18 protein-coding genes are annotated in these 21,369 nt (G+C 69.8%); 16 read left to right on the plus strand and 2 right to left on the minus strand.

The annotated features are described in order from the left end of the window. Window positions 1–36 precede the first annotated feature (36 nt). On the plus strand, window positions 37–729 hold the full coding sequence (locus AC1XX3_RS09610) for a winged helix-turn-helix transcriptional regulator (RefSeq protein ID WP_483320866.1): 693 nt from the start codon (window positions 37–39) through the stop codon (window positions 727–729). Between the two features lie 21 nt (window positions 730–750). Here AC1XX3_RS09610 and AC1XX3_RS09615 read toward each other — a convergent pair whose 3' ends face one another. Beyond that, a complete protein-coding gene (locus AC1XX3_RS09615) occupies window positions 751–1,329 on the minus strand; it encodes a hypothetical protein (protein ID WP_483320867.1) in 579 nt (192 codons plus the stop codon). Between the two features lie 110 nt (window positions 1,330–1,439). Here AC1XX3_RS09615 and mshD point away from each other — a divergent pair, with 110 nt between their 5' ends. From mshD to AC1XX3_RS09655, 8 genes are all read left to right on the plus strand, one after another. Further along, window positions 1,440–2,396 carry a mycothiol synthase gene (gene mshD, locus AC1XX3_RS09620; RefSeq protein WP_483320868.1) on the plus strand — a complete coding sequence of 319 codons (957 nt, stop codon included), beginning with the start codon at window positions 1,440–1,442 and terminating at the stop codon, window positions 2,394–2,396. After that, a complete protein-coding gene (locus AC1XX3_RS09625) occupies window positions 2,396–4,534 on the plus strand; it encodes an RNA degradosome polyphosphate kinase (protein WP_483320869.1) in 2,139 nt (712 codons plus the stop codon). The genes mshD and AC1XX3_RS09625 overlap by 1 nt, the downstream gene beginning before the upstream one ends. A 37-nt stretch (window positions 4,535–4,571) precedes the next feature. Further along, entirely contained in the window at window positions 4,572–5,447 is an 876-nt protein-coding gene (locus AC1XX3_RS09630) for an NUDIX hydrolase (RefSeq protein ID WP_483320870.1), read from the plus strand. Between the two features lie 192 nt (window positions 5,448–5,639). Continuing rightward, window positions 5,640–6,779, plus strand: a complete 1,140-nt coding sequence (gene pstS, locus AC1XX3_RS09635) for a phosphate ABC transporter substrate-binding protein PstS (RefSeq protein WP_483320871.1) — start codon at window positions 5,640–5,642, stop codon at window positions 6,777–6,779. Window positions 6,780–6,976: 197 nt separating this feature from the next. Beyond that, window positions 6,977–7,963 carry a phosphate ABC transporter permease subunit PstC gene (gene pstC, locus AC1XX3_RS09640; RefSeq protein ID WP_483321176.1) on the plus strand — a complete coding sequence of 329 codons (987 nt, stop codon included), beginning with the start codon at window positions 6,977–6,979 and terminating at the stop codon, window positions 7,961–7,963. Beyond that, window positions 7,960–8,859: a phosphate ABC transporter permease PstA gene (gene pstA, locus AC1XX3_RS09645; protein ID WP_483320872.1), complete on the plus strand. Its 900-nt coding sequence runs from the start codon at window positions 7,960–7,962 to the stop codon at window positions 8,857–8,859. Before pstC ends, pstA begins: the two co-directional genes overlap by 4 nt. 54 nt (window positions 8,860–8,913) lie before the next feature. Further along, the gene (gene pstB, locus AC1XX3_RS09650; protein ID WP_483320873.1) at window positions 8,914–9,690 is read left to right on the plus strand and encodes a phosphate ABC transporter ATP-binding protein PstB; all 777 of its coding nucleotides are present in this window, start codon (window positions 8,914–8,916) and stop codon (window positions 9,688–9,690) included. Between the two features lie 58 nt (window positions 9,691–9,748). Continuing rightward, the gene (locus AC1XX3_RS09655; RefSeq protein ID WP_483320874.1) at window positions 9,749–10,735 is read left to right on the plus strand and encodes a DUF2510 domain-containing protein; all 987 of its coding nucleotides are present in this window, start codon (window positions 9,749–9,751) and stop codon (window positions 10,733–10,735) included. A gap of 39 nt (window positions 10,736–10,774) precedes the next feature. Here the strand turns inward: AC1XX3_RS09655 and AC1XX3_RS09660 are convergent, their stop codons facing one another. Beyond that, on the minus strand, window positions 10,775–12,055 hold the full coding sequence (locus AC1XX3_RS09660; RefSeq protein WP_483320875.1) for a glycoside hydrolase family 3 N-terminal domain-containing protein: 1,281 nt from the start codon (window positions 12,053–12,055) through the stop codon (window positions 10,775–10,777). A 139-nt stretch (window positions 12,056–12,194) separates the two neighbouring features. On the opposite strand from AC1XX3_RS09660, the gene AC1XX3_RS09665 reads away from it, so the two are divergent. The 7 genes from AC1XX3_RS09665 to AC1XX3_RS09695 all read left to right on the plus strand — a co-directional run bounded on the left by AC1XX3_RS09665 (window position 12,195) and on the right by AC1XX3_RS09695 (window position 21,019). After that, window positions 12,195–12,773 carry a biotin transporter BioY gene (locus AC1XX3_RS09665; RefSeq protein WP_483320876.1) on the plus strand — a complete coding sequence of 193 codons (579 nt, stop codon included), beginning with the start codon at window positions 12,195–12,197 and terminating at the stop codon, window positions 12,771–12,773. Window positions 12,774–13,005: 232 nt separating this feature from the next. Beyond that, window positions 13,006–14,805 (plus strand): ABC transporter substrate-binding protein, encoded by a 1,800-nt coding sequence (locus AC1XX3_RS09670; RefSeq protein ID WP_483320877.1) that lies wholly within the window; start codon window positions 13,006–13,008, stop codon window positions 14,803–14,805. 31 nt (window positions 14,806–14,836) lie between these two features. After that, a complete protein-coding gene (locus tag AC1XX3_RS09675) occupies window positions 14,837–15,895 on the plus strand; it encodes an ABC transporter permease (RefSeq protein WP_483320878.1) in 1,059 nt (352 codons plus the stop codon). Beyond that, entirely contained in the window at window positions 15,892–16,785 is an 894-nt protein-coding gene (locus AC1XX3_RS09680) for an ABC transporter permease (protein ID WP_483320879.1), read from the plus strand. Before AC1XX3_RS09675 ends, AC1XX3_RS09680 begins: the two co-directional genes overlap by 4 nt. Then, the gene (locus tag AC1XX3_RS09685; RefSeq protein ID WP_483320880.1) at window positions 16,782–17,801 is read left to right on the plus strand and encodes an ABC transporter ATP-binding protein; all 1,020 of its coding nucleotides are present in this window, start codon (window positions 16,782–16,784) and stop codon (window positions 17,799–17,801) included. The genes AC1XX3_RS09680 and AC1XX3_RS09685 overlap by 4 nt, the downstream gene beginning before the upstream one ends. Then, window positions 17,798–18,829 (plus strand): ABC transporter ATP-binding protein, encoded by a 1,032-nt coding sequence (locus AC1XX3_RS09690; RefSeq protein WP_483320881.1) that lies wholly within the window; start codon window positions 17,798–17,800, stop codon window positions 18,827–18,829. Before AC1XX3_RS09685 ends, AC1XX3_RS09690 begins: the two co-directional genes overlap by 4 nt. Window positions 18,830–18,913: 84 nt before the next feature. Further along, the gene (locus tag AC1XX3_RS09695) at window positions 18,914–21,019 is read left to right on the plus strand and encodes an ATP-binding protein (RefSeq protein ID WP_483320882.1); all 2,106 of its coding nucleotides are present in this window, start codon (window positions 18,914–18,916) and stop codon (window positions 21,017–21,019) included. Window positions 21,020–21,369: the final 350 nt, after the last annotated feature.

The following is a 21,369-nucleotide window of genomic DNA, read 5'->3' on the forward strand; positions in this document are numbered from 1 at the left end:
CTGATGTTCACCTCACCGATGCCCAAGGAGACAGTGATGGCCACCTTGTTGCTGTTGACGAATGACATGCACGCGTCCGCCCAGATCCTGCCCGCGCTGGAGCTCCTCTCCCATCAGGTGAAGGTGGCCCAGGCCGAAGCCACCGCACTGCTCGACGCTCCGGCCGCAGACGTGATCCTGCTCGATGCCCGGCGTGACCTGGTCGGCGCTCGGTCGCTGTGCCGGCTGATCGAGACCACCGGCAAGGAGTCACCGCTGCTGGTCATCGTCAGCGAGGGCGGCCTGGCCGCGCTGTCGGCCGACTGGGGGTTCGACGACCTGCTGCTGACCACCGCCGGCCCGGCCGAGGTCGACGTGCGGATCCGACTGGCGATGGCGCCGGCCGCCACCTCCGGTGCCGACCCGCTGATCCAGACCGGCAGCATCGTCATCGACGAAGCCGGCTACTCCGCCAAGCTGAACGGTGAGCAGCTGGACCTCACCTACACCGAGTTCGAGCTGCTGAAGTATCTGGCGCAACACCCCGGTCGGGTCTTCAGCCGCCAGCAGCTGCTCAGCGACGTGTGGGGCTACGACTACTACGGCGGCACCCGGACTGTCGACGTGCACGTCCGGCGGCTGCGGGCCAAGCTCGGCCCCGAGCACGAGTCGGTCATCGGCACCGTCCGCAACGTCGGCTATCGGTTCGTCGCCACCGCGGACGAGACGACGGCCCGCATCACCTCCTGATCGGCCGCGATACCGGCCGGCTCAGCGACCGCGTGCTGCCCGCTGCCGCTCACGCTCGAGGATCCGGCGCAGGTGCGCCGGCACGGTCCCGGGTGGACCGCTGTCGCGTAGGTACTGCACAGCTGCGGTGACCTGGGCGCCGATCATCAGCACCAGTGACAGCGTCAGCAGCGCCGACGCGGCGGCCGAGCGCCCGGCCTCCACCACCGCTGAGGTGGTGGCCCACAGCGCCACCAGGACCACCAGATACGAGATCAGGTGCAGCACCCAGGAGATCGACGCCAGCCGGTTCAGGTTGGAATCGTGGCGACCTGACCACTCCGCCATCGCCTGACGCCAGGCGTAGTGCTGCACGCTGCAGATCGCCAGCAGGACGACGGCGCAGACCGCGGTGCCGACCGCCCAGCCGAAGCCGGCCCCGCCGGGCTCGAAGTCGGGATAGAGCAGGACGCCGATGACCGCCGCCACAACGGCGAGGACCGCTACCGCGTTGCCGATCTGGGTCATCCGCAGGTGCGGTCGCATCCGCGCCACCAGGGCGGGCTGCGCCCGAACGCCGTACTCGCCGACCTCGTCGGCCGGGTATTCCTCGTCGAGCATGGTCGGAGCCTCCAAAGTCGGGTCGCACCTGCGCGCGGCGCTCACCGAAGCAGAACTGATGATCACGAAAGCACAGCTAGGGCATCAGCATAGGCCGCTACGGTGAGTCCATGACCGACCGCCTGATCGTCCGGAGCAGTGTGCTCGAGCCCGGCCAGGCCGACCGGGTCGCAGCCCTGGTGGAGCTCGCCGCGGCCGTCGACCAGACCACGGCCCTGAACGAGGCCGGGTTGCTGGCGCTGCGGCACGGCGACGCCGGCGTCGAGCATCTGCTCGCCCTCGACCCCGACCGCGACCCGAGCGACTCCGCCGCGCTGCTCGGCTACGCGCAGCTGCACCCCGGCGCGCCGACGAGCACCGCCGAGCTGGTGGTGGCACCGGCCGTCCGCCGACAAGGTGTCGGTTCCGCACTGCTGCGGGCCGTGCTGGAGGTGGCCCCGAGCCCGGTGCAGATCTGGGCCATGGGCGACTCCGCTGCGGCCCGCGCGCTGGCCGAGCGCGCCGGCCTGACGCTGTCCCGCGCCCTGCTGATCATGCGCCGACCGCTCTCGGTGCCGGTGGCACCGGCAGCGCTGCCCGAGCGGACCGTGCTGGCCACCTTCCGGCCGGGCGTGGACGAGCAGGCCTGGCTCGAGGTCAACGCCCGCGCCTTCGCCACCCATCCGGAACAGGGCCAGATCACCCGGGCCGACCTGGACGCGCGGATGGCCGAGCCGTGGTTCGACCCGGCCGGCTTCTTCCTCGCCTGGCGCGACGACCGGCTGGTCGGGTTCCACTGGACCAAGCAGCACCCCGACCGGGTGGGCGAGGTGTACGTGCTCGGAGTCGACCCCGCAGCGGGCGGCGGCGGCCTCGGCCGCGCCCTGCTCGCCGCCGGGCTGCAGCATCTCGCCGAGGTCGGCAACACCGAGGTGCTGCTCTATGTCGAGGCCGATTCCGAGCGGGCTGTGCGGCTGTATACGTCGGCTGGCTTCCGTCCGACGACGCGTGATGTGATGTACGCCCAGCCAGCCGACCTGGACCCGCTCCACTACGATTCAACCCTTACGGCTACGCAGGAGATCTGATGGACCTTGTCGACCAGGCGCAGACCGCGGCGGAGCCGCTGGACGGGACCGTCGACCATCGTGGGCCGGTCGAGCTGCCAGCCGACCGGTTCGCCGATCGCGAGCTGTCCTGGCTCGCCTTCAACAACCGGGTGCTCGATCTGGCCAAGGACCGCAACCGCGTGCCGCTGCTGGAGCGGGCCCGCTTCCTGGCCATCTTCGCCAGCAACCTGGACGAGTTCTACATGGTCCGGGTCGCCGGGCTGAAGCGCCGGATCGCCGCCGGGGTCGCGGTCCCGACCGTGAGCGGCATGATGCCCCGCGACGTGCACTCGGCGATTCTCAAGCGCACCCGGGAACTGATGAACGAACAGGCCTCCCTGTTCCAAGATGAGATCCGGCCCGCGCTGATCGAGCAGGGCATCGAGATCCTGCGCTGGGAGGAGCTGACCACCCCGGAGAAGGACCGGATGCGGGAGCTCTTCGCCGAGCGGATCTTCCCGGTCCTGACGCCGTTGGCGGTCGACCCGTCCCACCCGTTCCCGTACATCTCCGGGCTGTCGCTGAACCTCGCGGTGCTGGTGAAGAACCCGGAGACCGGCGCCCGGCAGTTCGCCCGGGTCAAGGTGCCCACCGTGCTGCCGCGGTTCCTGCCGTTGTCCGAGGGTCGCTTCGTCGCGCTGGAGGACGTGATCGCCAGACACCTGGACCAGCTGTTCAGCGGCATGCAGGTGGTTCAGCACCACACCTTCCGGGTCACCCGCAACGAGGACGTGGAGGTGGAGGAGGACGACGCCGAGAACCTGCTGCTGGCGCTCGAGCGGGAGCTGCTGCGGCGCAAGGTGGGCCGGCCACCGGTGCGGCTGGAGGTCGAGGACGACATCGACCCCAAGATGCTCGAGCTGCTGACCACCGAGCTCGACGTCAGTGAGAAGGAGGTCTTCCTGCTGCCGGCCCCGCTGGATCTGCGGGGCTTGTTCTCACTCGCCGACCTGGACCGGGCTGAGCTGAAGTATCCGGCGTTCCTGCCCTCCACCCACCCGCACCTGGCCGAGGTGGAGACGGCCAAGCCGGCCGACATGTTCGCGGCGCTGAAGCATCGTGACGTGTTGCTGCACCACCCGTACGACTCCTTCGCGACCAGCGTTCAGCGCTTCATCGAGCAGGCTGCCGACGACCCGCAGGTCTTGGCGATCAAGCAGACGCTCTATCGCACGTCCGGCGACTCCCCCATCATCGACGCCCTGATCGAGGCCGCCGAGGCGGGCAAGCAGGTGCTCGCCCTGGTCGAGATCAAGGCCCGCTTCGACGAGCAGGCCAACATCGCCTGGGCCCGCCGACTGGAGCAGCACGGCTGCCACGTCGTCTACGGCGTGGTGGGACTGAAGACGCACTGCAAGCTGTCGATGGTGGTGCGCGACGAGCCCGACGGGTTGCGCCGCTATGCCCACGTCGGCACCGGCAACTACAACCCCAAGACGGCTCGGCTGTATGAGGACATGGGTCTGCTGACGGCGAACCCGATCATCACCGAGGACATCGGCCGCCTGTTCAACCACCTGTCCGGGATGGCACAGGAGACCCAGTACCGACGGTTGCTGGTGGCCCCGCACGGGATCCGCAACGGCCTGATCGACCGGATCATGAATGAGATCGCGAACCAGGAGGACGGCAAGCCGTCCGGGATCAAGATCAAGGTCAACTCGCTGGTCGACGAGGCCATCAGCGACGCGCTCTATCGGGCGTCGCAGGCGGGGGTGCCAGTCGATCTGTGGGTCCGCGGCATCTGCACCATCCGACCCGGCATCCCGGGGCTGAGCGAGAACATCCGGGTCCGCAGCATCCTCGGCCGGTTCCTGGAGCACAGCCGGCTGTTCTGGTTCGCCAACGGCGGGAACCCGTCGGTCGGCATCGGCTCGGCCGACCTGATGCACCGCAACCTGGACCGCCGGGTGGAGGTGCTCGCCTCCATCACCCAGCCGGCCCACATCGCCGAGATCAGCTATCTCTTCGACGTGGCCTTCGACCCGCAGACGGTGGCGTGGCTGCTTGACTCCGACGGGGTGTGGACCGCGAAGACCGTCGACGAGGAGGGCAATCCTCTGGTGGACATGCAGGAGTTCCTGATCAACGCCAAGAGCAGGCGTCGCGCCAAGTGAAGAACGTCGCACGCCGAATCCGAGCGGGACTCCCCCGGTGAAGCCGATCCTGGCCGGTGGCGCGGTGGTGACCCGAGAGCACCCCACCCGTGGCACCGAGGTGGTCATCGTGCACCGCAAGGCCTACGACGACTGGACGCTGCCCAAGGGCAAGGTGCGAGCCGGCGAGTCCATCCCGGCCGCGGCGGTGCGCGAGGTCAAGGAGGAGACGGGGGTCACCATCCGCCTCGGGTCCCCGCTCGACACCATCCGCTACCCGACCGCCAAGGGCGACAAGCGGGTCGACTATTGGTCCGCGACGGTTCTCGACGTCACCCGGCGCGCTCCCGACGACGAGGTCGACGTGGTCGCCTGGCTGCCACTGCGAGCGGCGATGAGCCGGCTGACGTACGCCCACGACCACTTCCTGCTCACCCAGTTCCGCGAGCAGCCGCGGACCACACCACTCATCCTGGTCCGCCACGGCAAGGCGATGGACCGCAAGGACTGGTCCGGCAAGGACCCGGCCCGGCCACTGGCCAGCCGTGGGCGGCGGCAGGCCAGGCTGCTGGTGCCGATGCTCGAGGCGTACGGGGTCACCGGTCTGGCCAGCTCCACGTCATCGCGCTGCGTGGCCACCTTCATGCCGTACGCCGACGCCCACGGACTCAAGATCGACCGCTACTCCCGGCTCAGCGAGGAGGACGGCAGCACCCACCCACGGGCGGTGGCCAAGGTGATCTCAGCGATCCGCGACCGCGCGCTGGGCACCGGTGAGCCGCTGGCCATCTGCGTCCACCGACCGGTGCTGCCGCACATCCTCGACACCCTCGGCCTGGCCCCGGCGACCCTGGTCACCGGAGAGCTGCTGGTCGCTCACCTCACCGACAAGGGCGAGGTCCACGCGATCGAGAGGCACCGCCCGCAAGCGTGACGGGCTCGAACGGCACCCGCCCGCAAGCGTGACGGGTCGACCGTGCGGTGCGATGCCCGCCGACGGTTCATCTGCCGTTCACCTTCGTGCGTCCGTTCAGTCACGTCCACTCCGTACCTTCGGCACCGACGGGGGCGTGGTGCTTCCGCCAGTGTCCGGGGCTGCCGCCCCTACAAGCCCTGAAGGAACCGCATGACACTCTCCCGCTCTGCGACAGTGCGGCTGGCGACCTTCGCCGCCGTGTTCGCCGTCGGCACGCTCGGCCTCGCGGCGTGCGGCTCCGACCCCGCCCCGGCCAGCACCGACGGGGCAGCCGCCCCCTCCTCCACCTCCGCCCTGGCCTGCCCCAGCGGCACGCTGAACGCCGAGGGCTCCAGCGCCCAGGCCAACGCGATCAGCGAGGTCATCGCCAACTACAACGCCGAGTGCGGCGACAAGGCGACCATCGAGTACAACCCCACCGGCTCCGGTGCGGGCATCAAGGCGTTCTACAACGGGCTGGTCGACTTCGCCGGCTCCGACTCCGCGCTGAAGAGCGAGGCGAAGGACGGCGTGGTGGAGACCGACAAGGCCGCCGAGCGGTGCCAGGGCAACCCTGCCTGGAACCTGCCGATGGTGGTCGGCCCGATCGCGTTCGCCTACAACGTCGAGGGACTCGACACGCTGGTGCTGACCCCGAAGGTGCTGTCGGAGATCTTCACCGGCAAGGTGAACACCTGGAACGACCCCGCCATCGCCGAGCTCAACTCCGGCGCCACCTTGCCGAGCGAGAAGATCACCGTCTTCTTCCGCTCCGATGAGTCGGGCACCACGGAGAACGTGACGAAGTATCTGGCCGCCGCCGGCGAGGGCGCCTGGACCGAGGAGCCGTCGAAGAGCTGGACCGGCACCGGCGAGGGCAAGAACAAGTCCTCCGGTGTGGCCGAGGGTGTCACCGGGACCAAGAACTCCATCTCCTACATGGAGTGGAGCTATGCCAAGGACAACAACCTCAAGACCGCCCAGGTCGACAACGGCGCCGGGGCTGTCGAGCTGACCGCCGAGACCGTCGGCAAGGCCGTGGCGGAGGCTGAGGTCAAGGGGACCGGCAACGACCTGAGCCTGAGCGTCAAATACACCGACACCGCGGCCGGATCGTACCCGGCACTGCTGGTGACCTACGAGGTCGTCTGCAGCAAGGGTCTGGACCCGGAGAAGACGGCGCTGGTCAAGGACTTCCTCGGCTACTTCACCGCGGCCGAGGTCCAGGCCTCGCTCGAGGAGCTCGGGTACGCCCCGCTGCCCGAGGAACTGCTGACCAAGGTCGACGCCGCGGTCAAGGCGATCGCCTAACCCGTCCGACGCCCAAACGCGAGGCGGCCCTCCCGCGAGTCTGGGAGGGCTGCTGCGCAGTCAGGAAGCAGGAAATGTCTCTCACCAGAGCAGACGGCTCGGGGGCATCGGGCGCCCGGGAAGCCGAGGCAGTTGACCCCGCTCAGTCGCCCGTAGGGGACGATAGGCACGTGCCCACCCGCAGTCTGGTACCTCAGGTGAAGCGGCGACCCACCGCCTCCGGTCCCGCCCGCGAGCCGGAGGGCCGCGGGGTGAAGCTGGCCAAGATCAGCCGCCGCGGCGACCGCGCCTTCGCCGCCATGGCCGGCAGCACCGGCGTGCTGATCGTGCTGCTGGTCGTCTTCGTCGCGGTCTTCCTGCTGGCCCTGGCGCTGCCGAGCCTGCTCAACGATCAGGCCAACTTCCTCACCTCGCGGGAGTGGCGGGTCTCCGGCGCCGAGCTGCGCTTCGGCATCGCGGGCCTGCTGTGGACCACCGTGCTGACCTCGGTGGTCGCGATGGCCATCGCGGTGCCGATCTCGATCGGTGTCGCCCTGTTCATCACCCAATACCTGCCCAGCCGGCTGGCTGGACCGTTCGCGTTCCTGGTCGACCTGCTGGCCGCGGTCCCCTCGATCATCTTCGGCCTGTGGGGCATCACCGTTCTCGCCGGCTGGCTCCGCCCGGTGGCCGACTGGCTGACCGGCAACCTCGGCTGGTTCCCGCTGTTCGCGCCCGGCGTCAGCGGTGGCAGTGTGTTCACCGTCTCGATCGTCCTGGCCATCATGATCCTGCCCATCGTGACCGCCATCTCCCGCGACATCTTCGCCCAGACTCCGCGCGACCAGATGGAAGCAGCACTCGCGCTCGGCGCCACCCGCTGGGAGGTGATCCGGATCACCGTGCTGCCGCACGGCCGTTCCGGCGTGCTCAGCGCCTCGATGCTCGGTCTGGGCCGCGCCCTGGGCGAGACCGTCGCTGTGATGATCATCTTGTCGAAGCCGAGCGACGCCGCCGCCTTCAGCGCCTCGCTGTTCGCCGGTGGTGAGACCTTCGCCAGCAAGATCGCCAACAACGCGGCCGAGTTCGACACCCCGTCCAAGACGGGCGCCTTCATCGCGGCCGGACTGGTGTTGTTCCTCGTCACCTTCGCCGTCAACGCCGTTGCACGGATCATCGCCGACCGGGGGCAGACCAAGGCATGAGCGTCACCGAGACCGACCAGGTCACCTTCACCCGCCCGAGCGGCAGCCGTACCGTCAAGAATTTCGTCGCCCTGGTGGCGGTGACCATCGCCGCCGCGCTGGCTCTGATCCCGCTGGTGTCGATCCTCTACACCGTCATCAGCAAGGGCTACCGGCTGATCTTCTCCGCCAGCTGGTGGCTGGAGAGCCAGCGCGGGATCACCCCGCGCCGCGAGGGTGGCGGTGTCTATCACGCGATCCTTGGCACCGTGGAGATCGCGCTGATCTGCGCAGCGATCGCCGTCCCGCTCGGCGTGCTCGGGGCGATCTACCTGATCGAGTACGCCCGCGGCAAGCGCGCCGCCCGGGTGGTCAGCTTCGCCGTCGACATCCTCAGCGGCATCCCTTCGATCGTGGCGGCGCTGTTCATCTACGCCCTCTTCATCACCGTCTTCGGGCTCGGTCGCTCCGCGATCGCCGCGTCCTGTGCGCTGGTGTTGCTGATGCTGCCGACCGTGCTGCGTTCCACCGAGGAGATGCTCAAGCTCGTTCCGGACAGCCTGCGCGAGGCGTCGTACGCGCTGGGGGTCTCGAAGTGGAAGACGATCGTGAAGGTGGTCATCCCGACCGCTTTCAGTGGGATCAGCACCGGCGTGGTGCTGGGCCTGGCCCGGGTGATGGGCGAGACCGCCCCGCTGCTGATCCTCGTCTCCTACGCCCAGGGCATCAATCGATCGCCGCTGTCGGGCGTGATGGCCTCGCTGCCGACGATGATCAACAGCGGCCGTGACCAGGCGGTCCAGATGCCTGGCTACGAACGGGTCTGGGGTGCGGCGCTGACCCTCATCCTGATCGTCATGGCCCTCAACCTGCTGGCCCGCGGCATCGCCCGGATGAGCCGGCTCAAGGAGAAGTGACATGAGCTTCCCCTCGCACGTACACCACCGAACACACCGAAACGGGAACTGATCATGGCCAAGCGCATCGACGTCAAGGACGTCGACATCTTCTACGGCAGCTTCCACGCCGTCGCCGAGGTCTCGATGACGGTCCAGCCACGCACCGTGACCGCGTTCATCGGTCCCTCCGGCTGTGGCAAGTCGACCTTCCTGCGGACACTGAACCGGATGCACGAAGTGATCCCTGGCGCGCACGTCAAGGGCAGTGTGCAGCTCGACGGCACCGACCTCTACGCCCCCGGGGTCGACCCGGTCGCCGTCCGCCGAGTGGTCGGCATGGTGTTCCAGCGGCCCAACCCGTTCCCATCGATGTCGATCTACGACAACGTCGCCGCCGGACTCCGGCTGAACGGGGTGAAGAACAAGGCGGTGCTCGACGAGGCGGTGGAGCGATCGCTTCAGGCCGCCAACCTCTGGAACGAGGTCAAGGACCGGCTGGGCAAGGCCGGCATCGGCCTCTCCGGCGGTCAGCAGCAGCGGCTCTGCATCGCCCGCGCCATCGCGGTCGAGCCGCAGGTGCTGCTGATGGACGAGCCGTGCTCGGCGCTGGACCCCATCTCCACGCTCGCGATCGAAGACCTGATCGGGGAGCTGAAGGAGCAGTACACCGTCGTGATCGTGACCCACAACATGCAGCAGGCCGCGCGGGTCAGCGACCAGACCGCCTTCTTCAACCTGGCCGCCCAGGGCAAGCCCGGCAAGCTGATCGAGATCGGCTCGACGGAGCACATCTTCTCCAACCCGACCCAGAAGGCGACCGAGGACTACATCACCGGACGGTTCGGGTGATCGGATCCACAGGTGCTGACGGTCTGAATGATCCTCGCGGCGGCATAAACTCGCACCCGTGAGCGCACAAGCAGGGTGGTACCCAGATCCAGGCGGCGGCCAGAACCTCTACCGGTACTGGGACGGTAACGCCTGGTCCGCCGCGACCTCGCCCAACCCGAAGGCACCGCCGCCGGCCCAGGCTCTCGGGTCCGCCCCGGCCAACCCGGGTGTGAACCCCGGCCAGCCCTACGGCGCCCAAGCAGGCTATGGGCAGAGTTACGGCCAGTCCGGCTACAGCCAGTCCGGACAGCCGGGCTACGGCCAGGCCAACCCGAACGCGTACGCCAACTACACCCAGCAGGGCCGGAAGAAGTCCACGATCGGCTGGTGGCTCGGCGCCGCTGCCCTGCTGCTCGTGATCATCGTGGTCGGGGTGGTCGCCGTCCGCGCCATCGGCGGTGGCGGCGGCAGCACCGCCGGCCAGCCCGGTTCGCAGCCGACCGGCGACATCTGCCCGAAGTCGGAGAGCGAGACGCAGGAACCGGCGCCCGACCCCTCGGACGGCCGGGTCCACGGCGGCCCGGTGTCGTATCCCCTGCTCGGTACCCCGTGGGGTCCGCCCACCGGCGACACCCGGGTGCCGTTCGGCCGCGACGTCCTCAGCCAGGTCGTCGATGTCGAGCCCAACTATCAGCCCGGGAGCAACTGGGTGGCGTCGGTGCTGGTCGGCGAGCTGCAGGCCGGTGACGGCTTCTTCACCCCCGAGCAGGGGTCGCAGATCGTGGTGAAGTGCATCCTCGGCGAGTTCTACGGCGACAACCCGGTCACCAGCAACGTGACCGTCAACAAGGCCACCACCATCGACGGGCATGACGGCTGGTTGGTGGAGTCCAAGCTCACTTTCGACATCGAAGGGCTGCAGACCAAGGGTGAGCTGCTGATCGTGGCCATCGTCAGCACCGGCTCCACCGCCGGTCTGTACTACGCCTCGATCCCCGACAGCCGGCCCGAGCTGGTCGCCCCGGCCCGTGACGCACTGAAGAACCTCAAGGTCGACGGCTGACCTCTCGCCCGGACGCCCCACCCCGCGGGGTGGGGCGGCTCAGCAGGACGCCAGCCCGTGGCGGGCCTTCATCCGCAGCACCCGTGTCGTGTGCTCGGTGATCTGCTCGGCCAGCTTCGGGTCGGCCTCGGCCTCAGCCACCACGCCGTTCGCGATGGCCGCCGCCAGGTCGGTGCTGCCCGCAATCATCAGGTCGCCATCGGCGGCCAGGAACCGCAGCGCCCGCTGGCGTGGGCTCACGAAGGTCAACGCGGCGCCGGCCAGGTCGTCGGAGATCACCACCCCGTCGAAGCCGAGGTCGGTGCGCACCATGTCGCGGATGACCACCGGGGAGAAGGCGGCTGGGCGGTCGGGGTCGATCTTGCGGTAGTACGCGGACGAGATCATCACCATGTCGACGTCGGCGGTCACCGCCGCCCGGAACCCGGCCAGGTCCTGATCGCCTCGGGTGGTGACCGTGTCGACCACGTCGGCGGTGAAGTCGGTGTTGCCCCGGACCCGGCCGAGCCCGGGGAAGTGCTTCACGCTCGTCGCCAGCTCGGCGTCCTGCATCCCGCCGACGAACGCCGTCACCTTGTCGGCGACCGTGCCCGGCCGCGGGCCGTAGCCACGGCGCAGCACCCCGACCGGCTGGTTCTTGTCCTCCAGCGCGGTGGGCACGACGTCGGCCACCGGAGCCAGGTCAGCATCGATCCCGGCCGCAGCCAGGTCCCGGCCCCAGGCCGCCGCCCGGCGGCGCAAGGTGTCATCCGACAGCGCGGCCTGCTCGCGCGCGCTGGGCATGGTCTCGAACCCGGGTCCCCGTAACCGCTGCACCTCACCGCCCTCCTGGTCGGCGGCGAGCATCGGCCGCACCCCACCTGGCCGGCCGGCGGCGTCGCGTACCTCGGCGGTCAGCTGCTGCACCGCGTCGCGGCCGGCGTCGGTGTTGCCGAGCAGCACGACACTGCCGATCCGGTGCCGCTTCAGGGCGGCGGCGTCGGCGGCGGTCAGGCCACTGGTGCTGACCCCGGCCATCACCAGCTGCCCGACCTGCTCGGTCAGGCTCAGTGACGCGGCCAGCCGGGCGCAGTCGGTGGGCTCGGCCGATGTCCTGGGCGCGTCCGGGGTCGCGCTGCGCGTCGGACTGGGCGCGCTCGCGGAGGTGCTGTGCTCCGGCTCCGGTGCCGGCGAACGACTGCCCGACGGCGTCGCCGCCGACCGCGCGGGGTTCGGCGCGCCCTGCGGCACAGAACCACAGGCCACCGCAGCGACCAGGACGAGCGCCCCGACGCCCGGCAGCAGTCGTCGGGTGCGCCGGTGCAGCCGCCAGGGGGTCACGGGTTCCTCGTCGGATCGTCGGTTCCCACGGCGTGGGCCGTGGCTGGTCGGGCCTTCGCGGCTGCCCTAGGGTAAGCGTCGGTAGGACCGCAACGAGGCGCGGGAGACCCACGCCCCACGAAGCCGGAGGACACACCTTATGTCGAGCACCGTCAGCGTCAGCCCGGGCACCCTGGCCGACGCGATCCCGGGCGGACTGGCCCGCAATATCGCCCTGGTCGTCGGAGGCGCCGGTCTCGTCGGCGTCGCCGCCCAGATCGCCATCCCGATCCCCGGCACCCCCGTGCCGCTCTCACTGCAGACGTTGGCCGTACTGCTCAGCGTGGCCGTGCTCGGCAGCCGGCGGGCGATGGCGTCGATGGCGCTCTATGCCCTCGTCGGCATGGCGGGCTTCGGCTGGTTCACCGACGGGCGCAGTGGCTTCTCCTTCGCCTCGTTCGGCTACATCGTCGGCTTCGTCCTCGCCGCCCTCGTGGTCGGCAAGCTCGCCGAGCGGGGGGCCGACCGGACCGTGCTGAAGACCGCCGGCCTGATGGTGCTCGGAAACCTGGCCATCTACGCCGTCGGCGTCCCGTGGCTGGCGCTCTATCTCGGCGTGGACCTGCCCGCGGCCCTGGTCATGGGCGTGGTGCCGTTCCTCCTCGGTGACCTCGCCAAGATCGTCGTCGCCGCCGGCCTGCTGCCCGCGGTCTGGAAGCTGGTCGACTCGCGCCGCTGAGCCCACCGGCTCGCACGCCTGCGAACACAGTCCACGACCCGTCGTTCGGACCACCTCCGGGTGGTCCGGATGACGGGTCGTCTGCGTTCCACCCCGCCCCGGGAGCATGTGTAACTTCTTCACTACGGTCGCGCTTCGTACGTATGTCAATTCCCTCTGCGGGCCGCCACGGGCCGCGATGCTGGTCTATGGTTCACCCAGACCCGCCTCCGTCATCCGAGGAGCTGTCCCCATGCCCGCTTCTGCGTCCCGACCCCGTGTCCGGCTCTTCCGGCTTCTCGTCGTCACCGCGGCCGCCGCCCTGGCGATGCTCGGTGCCGTCGCTCCGGCTTCGGCCGACGAGCCGGTCTCCCGGTTCCGGGTGGCCTCCACCCAGGCACCCGACTCCTTCAATCCGTTCCTCGGCACCTTCATCTCGGCCGCCGAGCTGTTCCGGCTGAACTACGACTCACTGATGGTCTCCTCGGCCAAGGACTACAGCCCCGAGGGCGGTCTGGCCGAGTCCTACACCAAGAACGCCGACGGCACCGAGTGGACGTTCGTCCTGCGCGAGGCCAAGTGGTCCGACGGCGAGCCCGTCACCGCCGATGATGTGGTCTGGACGTTCACCACCGTGATGACCGACCCCAGCGCAGGCGCCGGCAACGGCAGCAGCTTCAGCAACTACGAGTCGGTGACCGCCACCGACGACAAGACAGTGGTGATCAAGACGTCGGTGCCGCTGCCCACGCAGGTCATGCTCAGCAACGAGACCCCGATCGTGCCCAAGCACATCTGGGACGGCAAGAAGAAGGCCGGCGAGGACCCGAACACCGACTTCCCCATGGTCGGTTCCGGACCCTTCATCGTCAGCGAGTATCAGACCGACCAGTTCATCCGGCTGCAGCGCAACCCGAACTACTGGGGCCCGGCTCCCAAGGTCGACGAGATCGTGTACACCGTCTTCAAGGACTCCGACGCGGCGGTCCAGGCCCTGATCGCCGGCGACGTGGACCTGGTCGGGGACATGACCGCCGCCCAGTTCGGGTCGCTGAGCGACAAGCCTGACATCGCCGCCCGCGCCGCGACCGGCCGCCGGTTCGCCGAGCTGACCTTCAACCCCGGTGCGAAGAAGGACGGCAAGCCGATCGGTGACGGTCATCCCGCGCTGACCGACGTCAAGGTACGCCAGGCGCTGCACCACGCCATCGACATCCCGACCATCGTCGACAAGGTGATGGGCGGCTACGCGGCGCCCGGCGCCGGCTACATCCCGCCGGCCTTCGCCAACTGGGCCTGGACCCCCGACGACGCGACCAAGGTGAGCTTTGACCTGGCCAAGGCCAACACGATGCTCGACGAGGCAGGCTATGCCCGTGGTCCGGACGGGATCCGGCGGATGCCGGACGGGTCGCAGCCGCTGAAGTTCCGCCTGCTGGGTCACTCCACCACCGCCAGCGAGACCCCACTGAGCGAGTTCATCAAGGGCTGGTTCGCCGAGCTGGGCATCACCGTGACGCCTTCGATGGTGTCCAACGCCTCGCTCAACGACCAGATCGCCGAGGGCAACTTCGACATGGCCTTCTCCGGCTGGTCGGCGAACGCGGATCCGGACTTCATCTTGTCCATCCAGACCTGCGACTCCGACAGCTCCGACACCTTCTACTGCAACGCCGACTACGACGCCCTCTACGCCCAGCAGGGCCGAGAGGTCGACGACGCGAAGCGCAAGGCGATCGTGGGCGAGATGCAGAAGAACCTCTACGTCAACGCGCCGATCATCACCTTGTACTACCCCAAGGCGCTGGAGGCACAGCGGACCGACACCTTCGAGCCGCTGGTCCGCCAGCCGCAGCCCGACGGAGTCTCCATCCGCCAGCAGGGCCGCTGGGGCCTGATGTCCGCCACTCCGAAGGCGGCTGCCGCCGCGGAGGGCGGCGGGACCGACTGGTCCACCATTCTCGCCATCGGTATTCCGGTGGTGGTGCTCGGCGCCGCCGGTGTGCTGATCGCCCTGCGTCGCAGTCGAGCCGGTCGCGGGGACACCGAGTAGTGCCGGACCCAGAAGTGCCGGGCACCGGGCCATGATCGCCGAGACCGTCACCCCGGCCGACGGCGCATCGTCTGCGGACGATCGCGGCGCTCGCCGGGGTGGCGCAGGGGCCGTCTGGCGCACAGCCGTCGGCTCGGTGGCCGGTGGGCTGGTGTCGTTCGTCCTGGTCATCCTGGTCGGCTTCTTCCTGTTCCGGCTGCTGCCGGGCGACCCGGTCACCACGATGACCCGGGGGCGTGAGGTCTCGGCCGAACAGATCGCCCAGCTGCGGATCGACCTGGGACTGGACCGGCCGCTGCCGCTGCAGTTCCTCCAATACCTGCGCGGCGTGCTCACCGGGGACCTCGGCGAGTCGTTCCAGTATCGGGTGCCGGTGACACAGCTGATCGGCGACCGGCTCGGTGCCACCCTGCTGCTCACCGGGACGGCGATGGTGCTGGCGGTCGCGCTGGGCATCCCGCTGGGCACCCGGGCCGCCTGGCGTCGTGGCAGCCTGTTCGACAAGCTCTCCGTCGGGGTCAGCCTGACGCTGTGGTCGGTGCCGACCTTCTGGCTGGCGCTGCTGCTGCTGATGGCGCTGGGGGTCGGGATCGGACCGCTGCCGGGCCTGTTCCCGGTCAACGGCATGCGCTCCTCGGATGTGACCGGTGGCGCACTGGCCGCCGGCCTCGACATCGCCCACCACATGGTCCTGCCCACCCTCACCATCGTCGCGGTGATCTACGCGCAGTATCTGCTGGTGATGCGGTCCTCGATGTTGGACGAGCTCGGCAGCGACTATCTGGTGACCGCCCGCGCCAAGGGACTGCGCGAGGACCTGGTCCGCAACCGACATGCCGTCCCCAACGCGCTGCTGCCCACGGTGACGCTGATCATGCTGCACATCGGCGGGCTGATCACCGGCGCGATCACCACCGAGTACGTCTTCTCCTGGCCCGGACTCGGCTCGCTGACCGCCGACGCGCTGCTGGTGCCCGACCTGCCGCTGCTTCAGGGGACCTTCATCGTCTTCTCCGGCTGCGTGATCGTGGCCAACGTGGCGGCCGACCTGATCTATCTCGTCCTCGACCCGCGGGTGCGGCACCGATGAGCACCACGACCGCTCCGACCGGCTCGCGCCGTCGCCAGGACCTGGCCGTGATGGCGCGCCAGTTCGCCCGCGAGCCGTCCGGCCTGGTCGGTCTGGCTGTGCTGTTGGTGGTCATCCTGGCCGCCGTGGCGGCCCCGCTCTACACCGACCCGGCTGCGCTCAACGTGGTCAACGCCACCGGCGGCATCCTGCAGCCACCGGACCGGGAGTTCCTGCTCGGCACCGACAACAGTGGTCGTTCGGTGGCGCTGCTGACCCTCTACGGTGCCCGGATCTCCCTGCTCGTCGGACTGCTGGCCAGCATCTTGTCGATGGTGCTGGGCACCGCGGTGGGGATCGCCGCCGGACACTTCCGTGGCTGGACCGCCGCGCTGCTGCAGCGCCTGATCGACTGGTTCTTGGTGCTGCCCTCGCTGCCGCTGGCGCTCGCCCTGGCCTCGGTCCTCGACCGCTCACTGCTGGTCATCGTGATCGTCATCGGCGTCACCTCCTGGGCCGGCACGGCGCGGTTGATCCGGGCCCAGACCATGACCGTCGACACCCGCCCCTACCTGGAGCGCGCCCGGGCCCTCGGGGGCGGCCACTGGCACCAGATGAGCAAGCACATCCTGCCCAGCGTGCTACCCCTGGTGCTGGCCAACACCACGCTGACCGTGGCCAGCGCCATCCTGGCCGAGTCCACCTTGTCCTTCCTCGGCCTCGGGGACCCGACCCGGGTGTCGTGGGGCTCGGTCCTGCGAGCTGCCAAGGCGTCCGGCGCCGCCACCGCCGGGGCCTGGTGGTTCCTGCTGCCGCCGGGGCTGGCGATCGTGGTGGTTGTGCTCTCGTTCACCCTGGTCAGCCGCTCGCTGGAGTCGGTGCTGAACCCCAAGCTGCGAGGAGCCCGATGAGCGGCCTGGCCATCCGGAACCTGCAGGTCAGCTATGCCGTCGAGGGCGACGACGTACGCGCCGTCCGTGGCGTGGATCTGAGCGTGGCGCCGAGCCGCAGCCTCGGGTTGGCCGGTGAGTCCGGCTGCGGCAAGTCCACCGTCGCCATGTCGGTGCTCCGGCTGCTGCCGCGCTCTGCCACGGTGACCGGGGAGGTGCTGCTGGACGAGCGGGACGTGCTGACCATGCGGTGGGGCGAGCTGCGGGCCGTCCGCTGGGCGGGGGCGTCGATCGTCTTCCAGGGCGCCCTGCACTCGCTGAACCCGGTCCAGACGATCGGCCGCCAGATCGCCGAGCCACTGCTGCTGCACTCGGTCGGTGAGAAGCCCACCCGAGCGCAGCGGGCGCAGGCCTCGGCCGAGGCGCGTGGTTTGCTGACCCAGGTCGGGCTGCCCGGCTGGCGGCACGCGAGCTATCCGCACGAGCTGTCCGGCGGGCAGAAGCAGCGGGTCATGATCGCCATGGCCCTGGCCTGCCGGCCGCAGGTGATCATCGCCGACGAGCCGACCACCGCACTCGACGTGGTCATCCAGGCCGGCATCCTGCGTACGCTCCGGGCGCTGGTGGACGAGCATTCCGTGGCGCTGATGATCATCAGTCACGACCTGGCGGTGCTGTCGGCCACCTGCGCCGAGGTGGCTGTGATGTACGCCGGGCGGATCGTCGAGCAGGGACCCGGACCCAGCCTGTTCGGCGACGCCCAGCATCCCTACACCCAAGGGCTGGCTGCCGCCTTCCCGGTGATCGGGGACCCGGCCTCCCGCCGCGCACCGCGTGGCCTCGCCGGCGACCCGCCGGACCTGACCGCGGAGCTGCCGGGCTGCCCGTTCGCGCCCCGCTGCCCCCGGGCCACCGACCGGTGCGTCGCCGAGCAGCCACCGCTGGTGGAGCTCGCCGAGCACCCGGACCGCCGGGTCGCCTGCTGGCACCCGGGGCCCGAGCGCGCGTCAGCGCAGACCCTGGAGAGCGCCCGATGACGACGGTCCCCGGCAGCGACCGGTCCACCACCGCAGGCCTGACTGCCGAGCAGCTGCGGGTCGACTTCCGCAGCCGTGGCCGGGTGGCCAGAGCCGTGGACGAGGTGAACCTCACCATCGCGCCGGGTGAGATCGTCGCGCTGGTCGGCGAGTCCGGGTCGGGCAAGACGACCCTGGGACGGGCGCTGCTGGGGCTGGTACGTCCCACCGGCGGCCGGGTGGTGCGCGACGGTCAGCCGCTCGGAACCTCCACCGCCGCGCTGCGCCGTCACCGCCGTCAGGTCCAGCTGGTGCTGCAGGATCCCAGCGGAGCGCTCAACCCCCGGCAGACGGTCTACGACGCCGTCGCCGAAGGCGTCCGCATCCACCGCCTCGGCGACGAGCGACGCCGGGTGCATGAGGCCTTGGAGCGGGTGGGTCTGCGCCCGGTCGAGCGGTTCGCCCGCCGCTACCCACACGAGCTCTCCGGTGGCCAGCGCCAGCGGGTGGTCATCGCCGGTGCGCTGGTGCTGGAACCCGAGGTGATCATCGCCGACGAGCCCGTCGCCTCGCTGGACGCGTCGGTGCGTGGTGAGATCCTCGCGCTGCTGCTCGCCCTGCGCGACGACCTCGGGGTCGGCACCTTGATCGTCACCCACGACCTCGGGGTGGCCTGGAACATCGCCGACCGTATCGCGGTGATGTATCTGGGAAGGATCGTCGAGTCCGGACCGGTGGAGGTGGTGCTGCAGCAGCCGCGGCACCCGTACACGCAGGCGCTGCTGGCCGCGCTCCCCCACCACGGCGTACCGGCTGAGCTGCCCGGCGAGATGCCGGACCCGACCGACATCCCCGCCGGCTGCCGCTTCCACCCGCGCTGCCCGGCCAGGCTCAGCGGGGCCGCCGACGCGGTTGCGGGTCACTGCACCGGCACCGAGCTGCCGCTGCTGACCAGCGACGCGGCGCACCAGGCGGCCTGCCACTGGGCTGCTCACCTTGATCGCGTCCCAGGAGTGGACGACCTGCCGGCCGCCGCGCCCGGAGTCTGAGAGACTGACCGGCGTCCGCGGCCGATGCGGGCTCTCGGAGGACAGGATCGGGCCCGCCCACAGGGCCGGAGTCAAGGTGGTCAGGTGCAGAGAGCAAACCCGACACAGCGGTCCCAGCAGTCGGTGCGCTCCCGGATCAACCTTGTGGTCGCCAACGTCTCGATCGGTCTCGCGCTGCTGACGGGGACCGGACTGGTCGGCCTCACCCTGGTCTATGACCGGCTCCATGAGCTGGCCACCACCGTAGTGCCAGCGGGCACTGCCAACACCGTGGTGCTGCAACGGATGACTGAGGCCGAGTCGGCGATCCGCGGGTATCAGCTGACCCAGGATCCGGTTTTCCTTGAGCCGTACCGCGAGGTCACCGCGCCGCTCAGCTACGCGCTGGGTCAGCTGGACGTGCTGCTCACCGACGACCCCGCGCTGGCCCACCAGGTCGACCGCCAGCGCGCGCTGGCGCGGCGCTGGCTGGTCAGCTATGCGGCGACCGTCGCGGCCGAACGCGGTCCCCAGTCGGTTCCGCCGTCGTACGAGCGTCAGGCCAAGGCCACCTTCGACGAGTTCCGCGCCGTCAACATCGAGATCCGGGTCGACTTGACGCGGCGCCGCGGCGTGCTGCTCGACGACGCCCGGACCGTGGTCTGGCTCGCCGGGCTGGGCCTGGTCCTGTTCGGGGTGGCCGCTGCCGCGATCGGTCGGTGGGGCGGGCGGCGGACCCTGCAGTCGATCGTGCCACCGCTGGAGAACCTGCACGCGACGGTGCGGTCGTTGGAGGCCGGCGACCTCAGTACGCGGGCCGAGACCGGGGGGGCCGTGCTCGAGATCCGCGCAGTGTCTGCCGCGGTCAACGCGATGGCCGCACAGAACCAGGCGTCCCGCGAGCGCCTGGCCGCCGAGCTGGAGCTGCAGAGCCGGCTGCGGGAGGTCACCCTCACCACCCGCACCACCTTGGCCGTCGACACGGTGATCGACGCCGCTGTGCGGCCGGCGATGAGGGCCATGAACGCCAGCACCTTGTGGATCATGGCGTTCGACGGCACCGGGGAGCTGCCCGGTCCCGGTCGCGGCGCCATGTATCCCGATGAGCCGGCGGTGGCGCCGTCCGACATAGCGGTGGAGCTGGCCCGTCGCGCGGGCGAGCACTGCTGGCGTACGCAGGAGGCCATCGTGATGCGGCGCTCTGAGGACGAGCCGCCGTTCCCGATGAGTGCCGTCGAGCACGAGGACCTGATGGCCCTGGCCGACCGGGTATCGGCCGGGACGATCCTGCTGGCCGCGCTCGGCGCCGGACCGGAGTGTCTCGGCGTCATGGTGTTGAGCCGAGGTCCCGAGCAGCCGGACTGGACCAACACCGAGCGCGCGGCGGCCATGGAACTGGGCAGCGAGATCGGTCACGCGGTGCTGCACGCCCGGTTGTACGAACGCGAGACTGAGCTGGTCGAGGAGCTCCGCGCCCTGGACGGCACCAAGGACGCTTTCGTCTCGATGGTGTCCCACGAGCTGCGTACCCCGCTGACCTCGATCGTCGGCTATCTCGACCTGGTCCGCAGCGGTGAGCTGGGTGAGATCAACCCGGTGATCGACCGGTCGCTGGCCGTGGTGGAGCGCAACAGCCAGCGACTGATGAGCCTGATCGAGGATCTGTTGCTGCTCTCCCGGGTCCAGGAGTCCTCAGCGCTGACCAACGCGATGCCGTTGGACCTCGGTCAGCTGGCGGCCGAGGCAGCCCACTCGGTCCAGGACTTCGCCGATCGCCACGATGTCGCGATCGACCTCTATCCCGCCGAACAGCCGTTGCCGGTCGTCGGTGACCCCGACGAGCTGGAGCGGGTGGTCGTCAACCTGCTCACCAACGCCGCGAAGTTCACCCGCGGCGGCGGTGTGGTCGTCGTCGAGCTGTTCCGCAGCGACGGGCACGCCGGGCTGCGGGTGATCGACCACGGGCTGGGCATCTCGGTGGCGGACCAGGAGCACCTCTTCGACCGGTTCTTCCGCTCCACCAACCCCGAGGCACACGAGATCCCCGGTACCGGCCTCGGCTTGGCCATCGTGAAGATGATCATGGATCGCCATCGCGGAACGATCCTGGTCGAGTCCAGTCTGGGCGAGGGCACCACGGTGACGATCACCGTGCCGGTGTCCGATGAGGCCGACACGGCCGGCCGGGCGACCACACCAATGGGGACGTGACCGTCACCGCGGGCGCGCTGACCTGACAGCCGATCTTCGCCCGAAGAGCTACGACATGACCCCGATCGGCACCAGATCCGCCCTTGCAGTCCCAAACGGTCGTGCGGCCGCCGTTCGTCACGCGATCTTGTTCCTGTGGTGACCGAGTAGCCGACCTCACCTGCGCCCAGCGCTCCGTCAGCCCCCCACTCTGGTCGGGCTGAGGAGCACGCGGATCGTCGAGTCCTGTGTGAACTGGCCGCGCAGCTGCTGAGGGTGATCCGGACGCTGCCGCGGGTCGAGCAGATGACTGCGGCGTCGACCTTCCTGCGGGACGGGCGCGATGACCCGGATCAATGCTCGTCATGAGT

The organism is Microlunatus sp. M237 (assembly GCF_056896895.1).

Bases quoted from the DNA above. Each gene is read 5' to 3' on its own strand.
- AC1XX3_RS09690 (WP_483320881.1), top strand. From the start codon at position 17,798: ATGACGACGGTCCCCGGCAGCGACCGGTCCACCACCGCAGGCCTGACT.
- AC1XX3_RS09680 (WP_483320879.1), top strand. From the start codon at position 15,892: ATGAGCACCACGACCGCTCCGACCGGCTCGCGCCGTCGCCAGGACCTG.
- AC1XX3_RS09675 (WP_483320878.1), top strand. From the start codon at position 14,837: ATGATCGCCGAGACCGTCACCCCGGCCGACGGCGCATCGTCTGCGGAC.
- AC1XX3_RS09625 (WP_483320869.1), top strand. From the start codon at position 2,396: ATGGACCTTGTCGACCAGGCGCAGACCGCGGCGGAGCCGCTGGACGGG.
- pstS (WP_483320871.1), top strand. From the start codon at position 5,640: ATGACACTCTCCCGCTCTGCGACAGTGCGGCTGGCGACCTTCGCCGCC.
- AC1XX3_RS09670 (WP_483320877.1), top strand. From the start codon at position 13,006: ATGCCCGCTTCTGCGTCCCGACCCCGTGTCCGGCTCTTCCGGCTTCTC.
- AC1XX3_RS09610 (WP_483320866.1), top strand. From the start codon at position 37: ATGGCCACCTTGTTGCTGTTGACGAATGACATGCACGCGTCCGCCCAG.
- pstA (WP_483320872.1), top strand. From the start codon at position 7,960: ATGAGCGTCACCGAGACCGACCAGGTCACCTTCACCCGCCCGAGCGGC.
- AC1XX3_RS09615 (WP_483320867.1), bottom strand. From the start codon at position 1,329: ATGCTCGACGAGGAATACCCGGCCGACGAGGTCGGCGAGTACGGCGTT.
- pstB (WP_483320873.1), top strand. From the start codon at position 8,914: ATGGCCAAGCGCATCGACGTCAAGGACGTCGACATCTTCTACGGCAGC.
- AC1XX3_RS09665 (WP_483320876.1), top strand. From the start codon at position 12,195: ATGTCGAGCACCGTCAGCGTCAGCCCGGGCACCCTGGCCGACGCGATC.
- AC1XX3_RS09685 (WP_483320880.1), top strand. From the start codon at position 16,782: ATGAGCGGCCTGGCCATCCGGAACCTGCAGGTCAGCTATGCCGTCGAG.
- mshD (WP_483320868.1), top strand. From the start codon at position 1,440: ATGACCGACCGCCTGATCGTCCGGAGCAGTGTGCTCGAGCCCGGCCAG.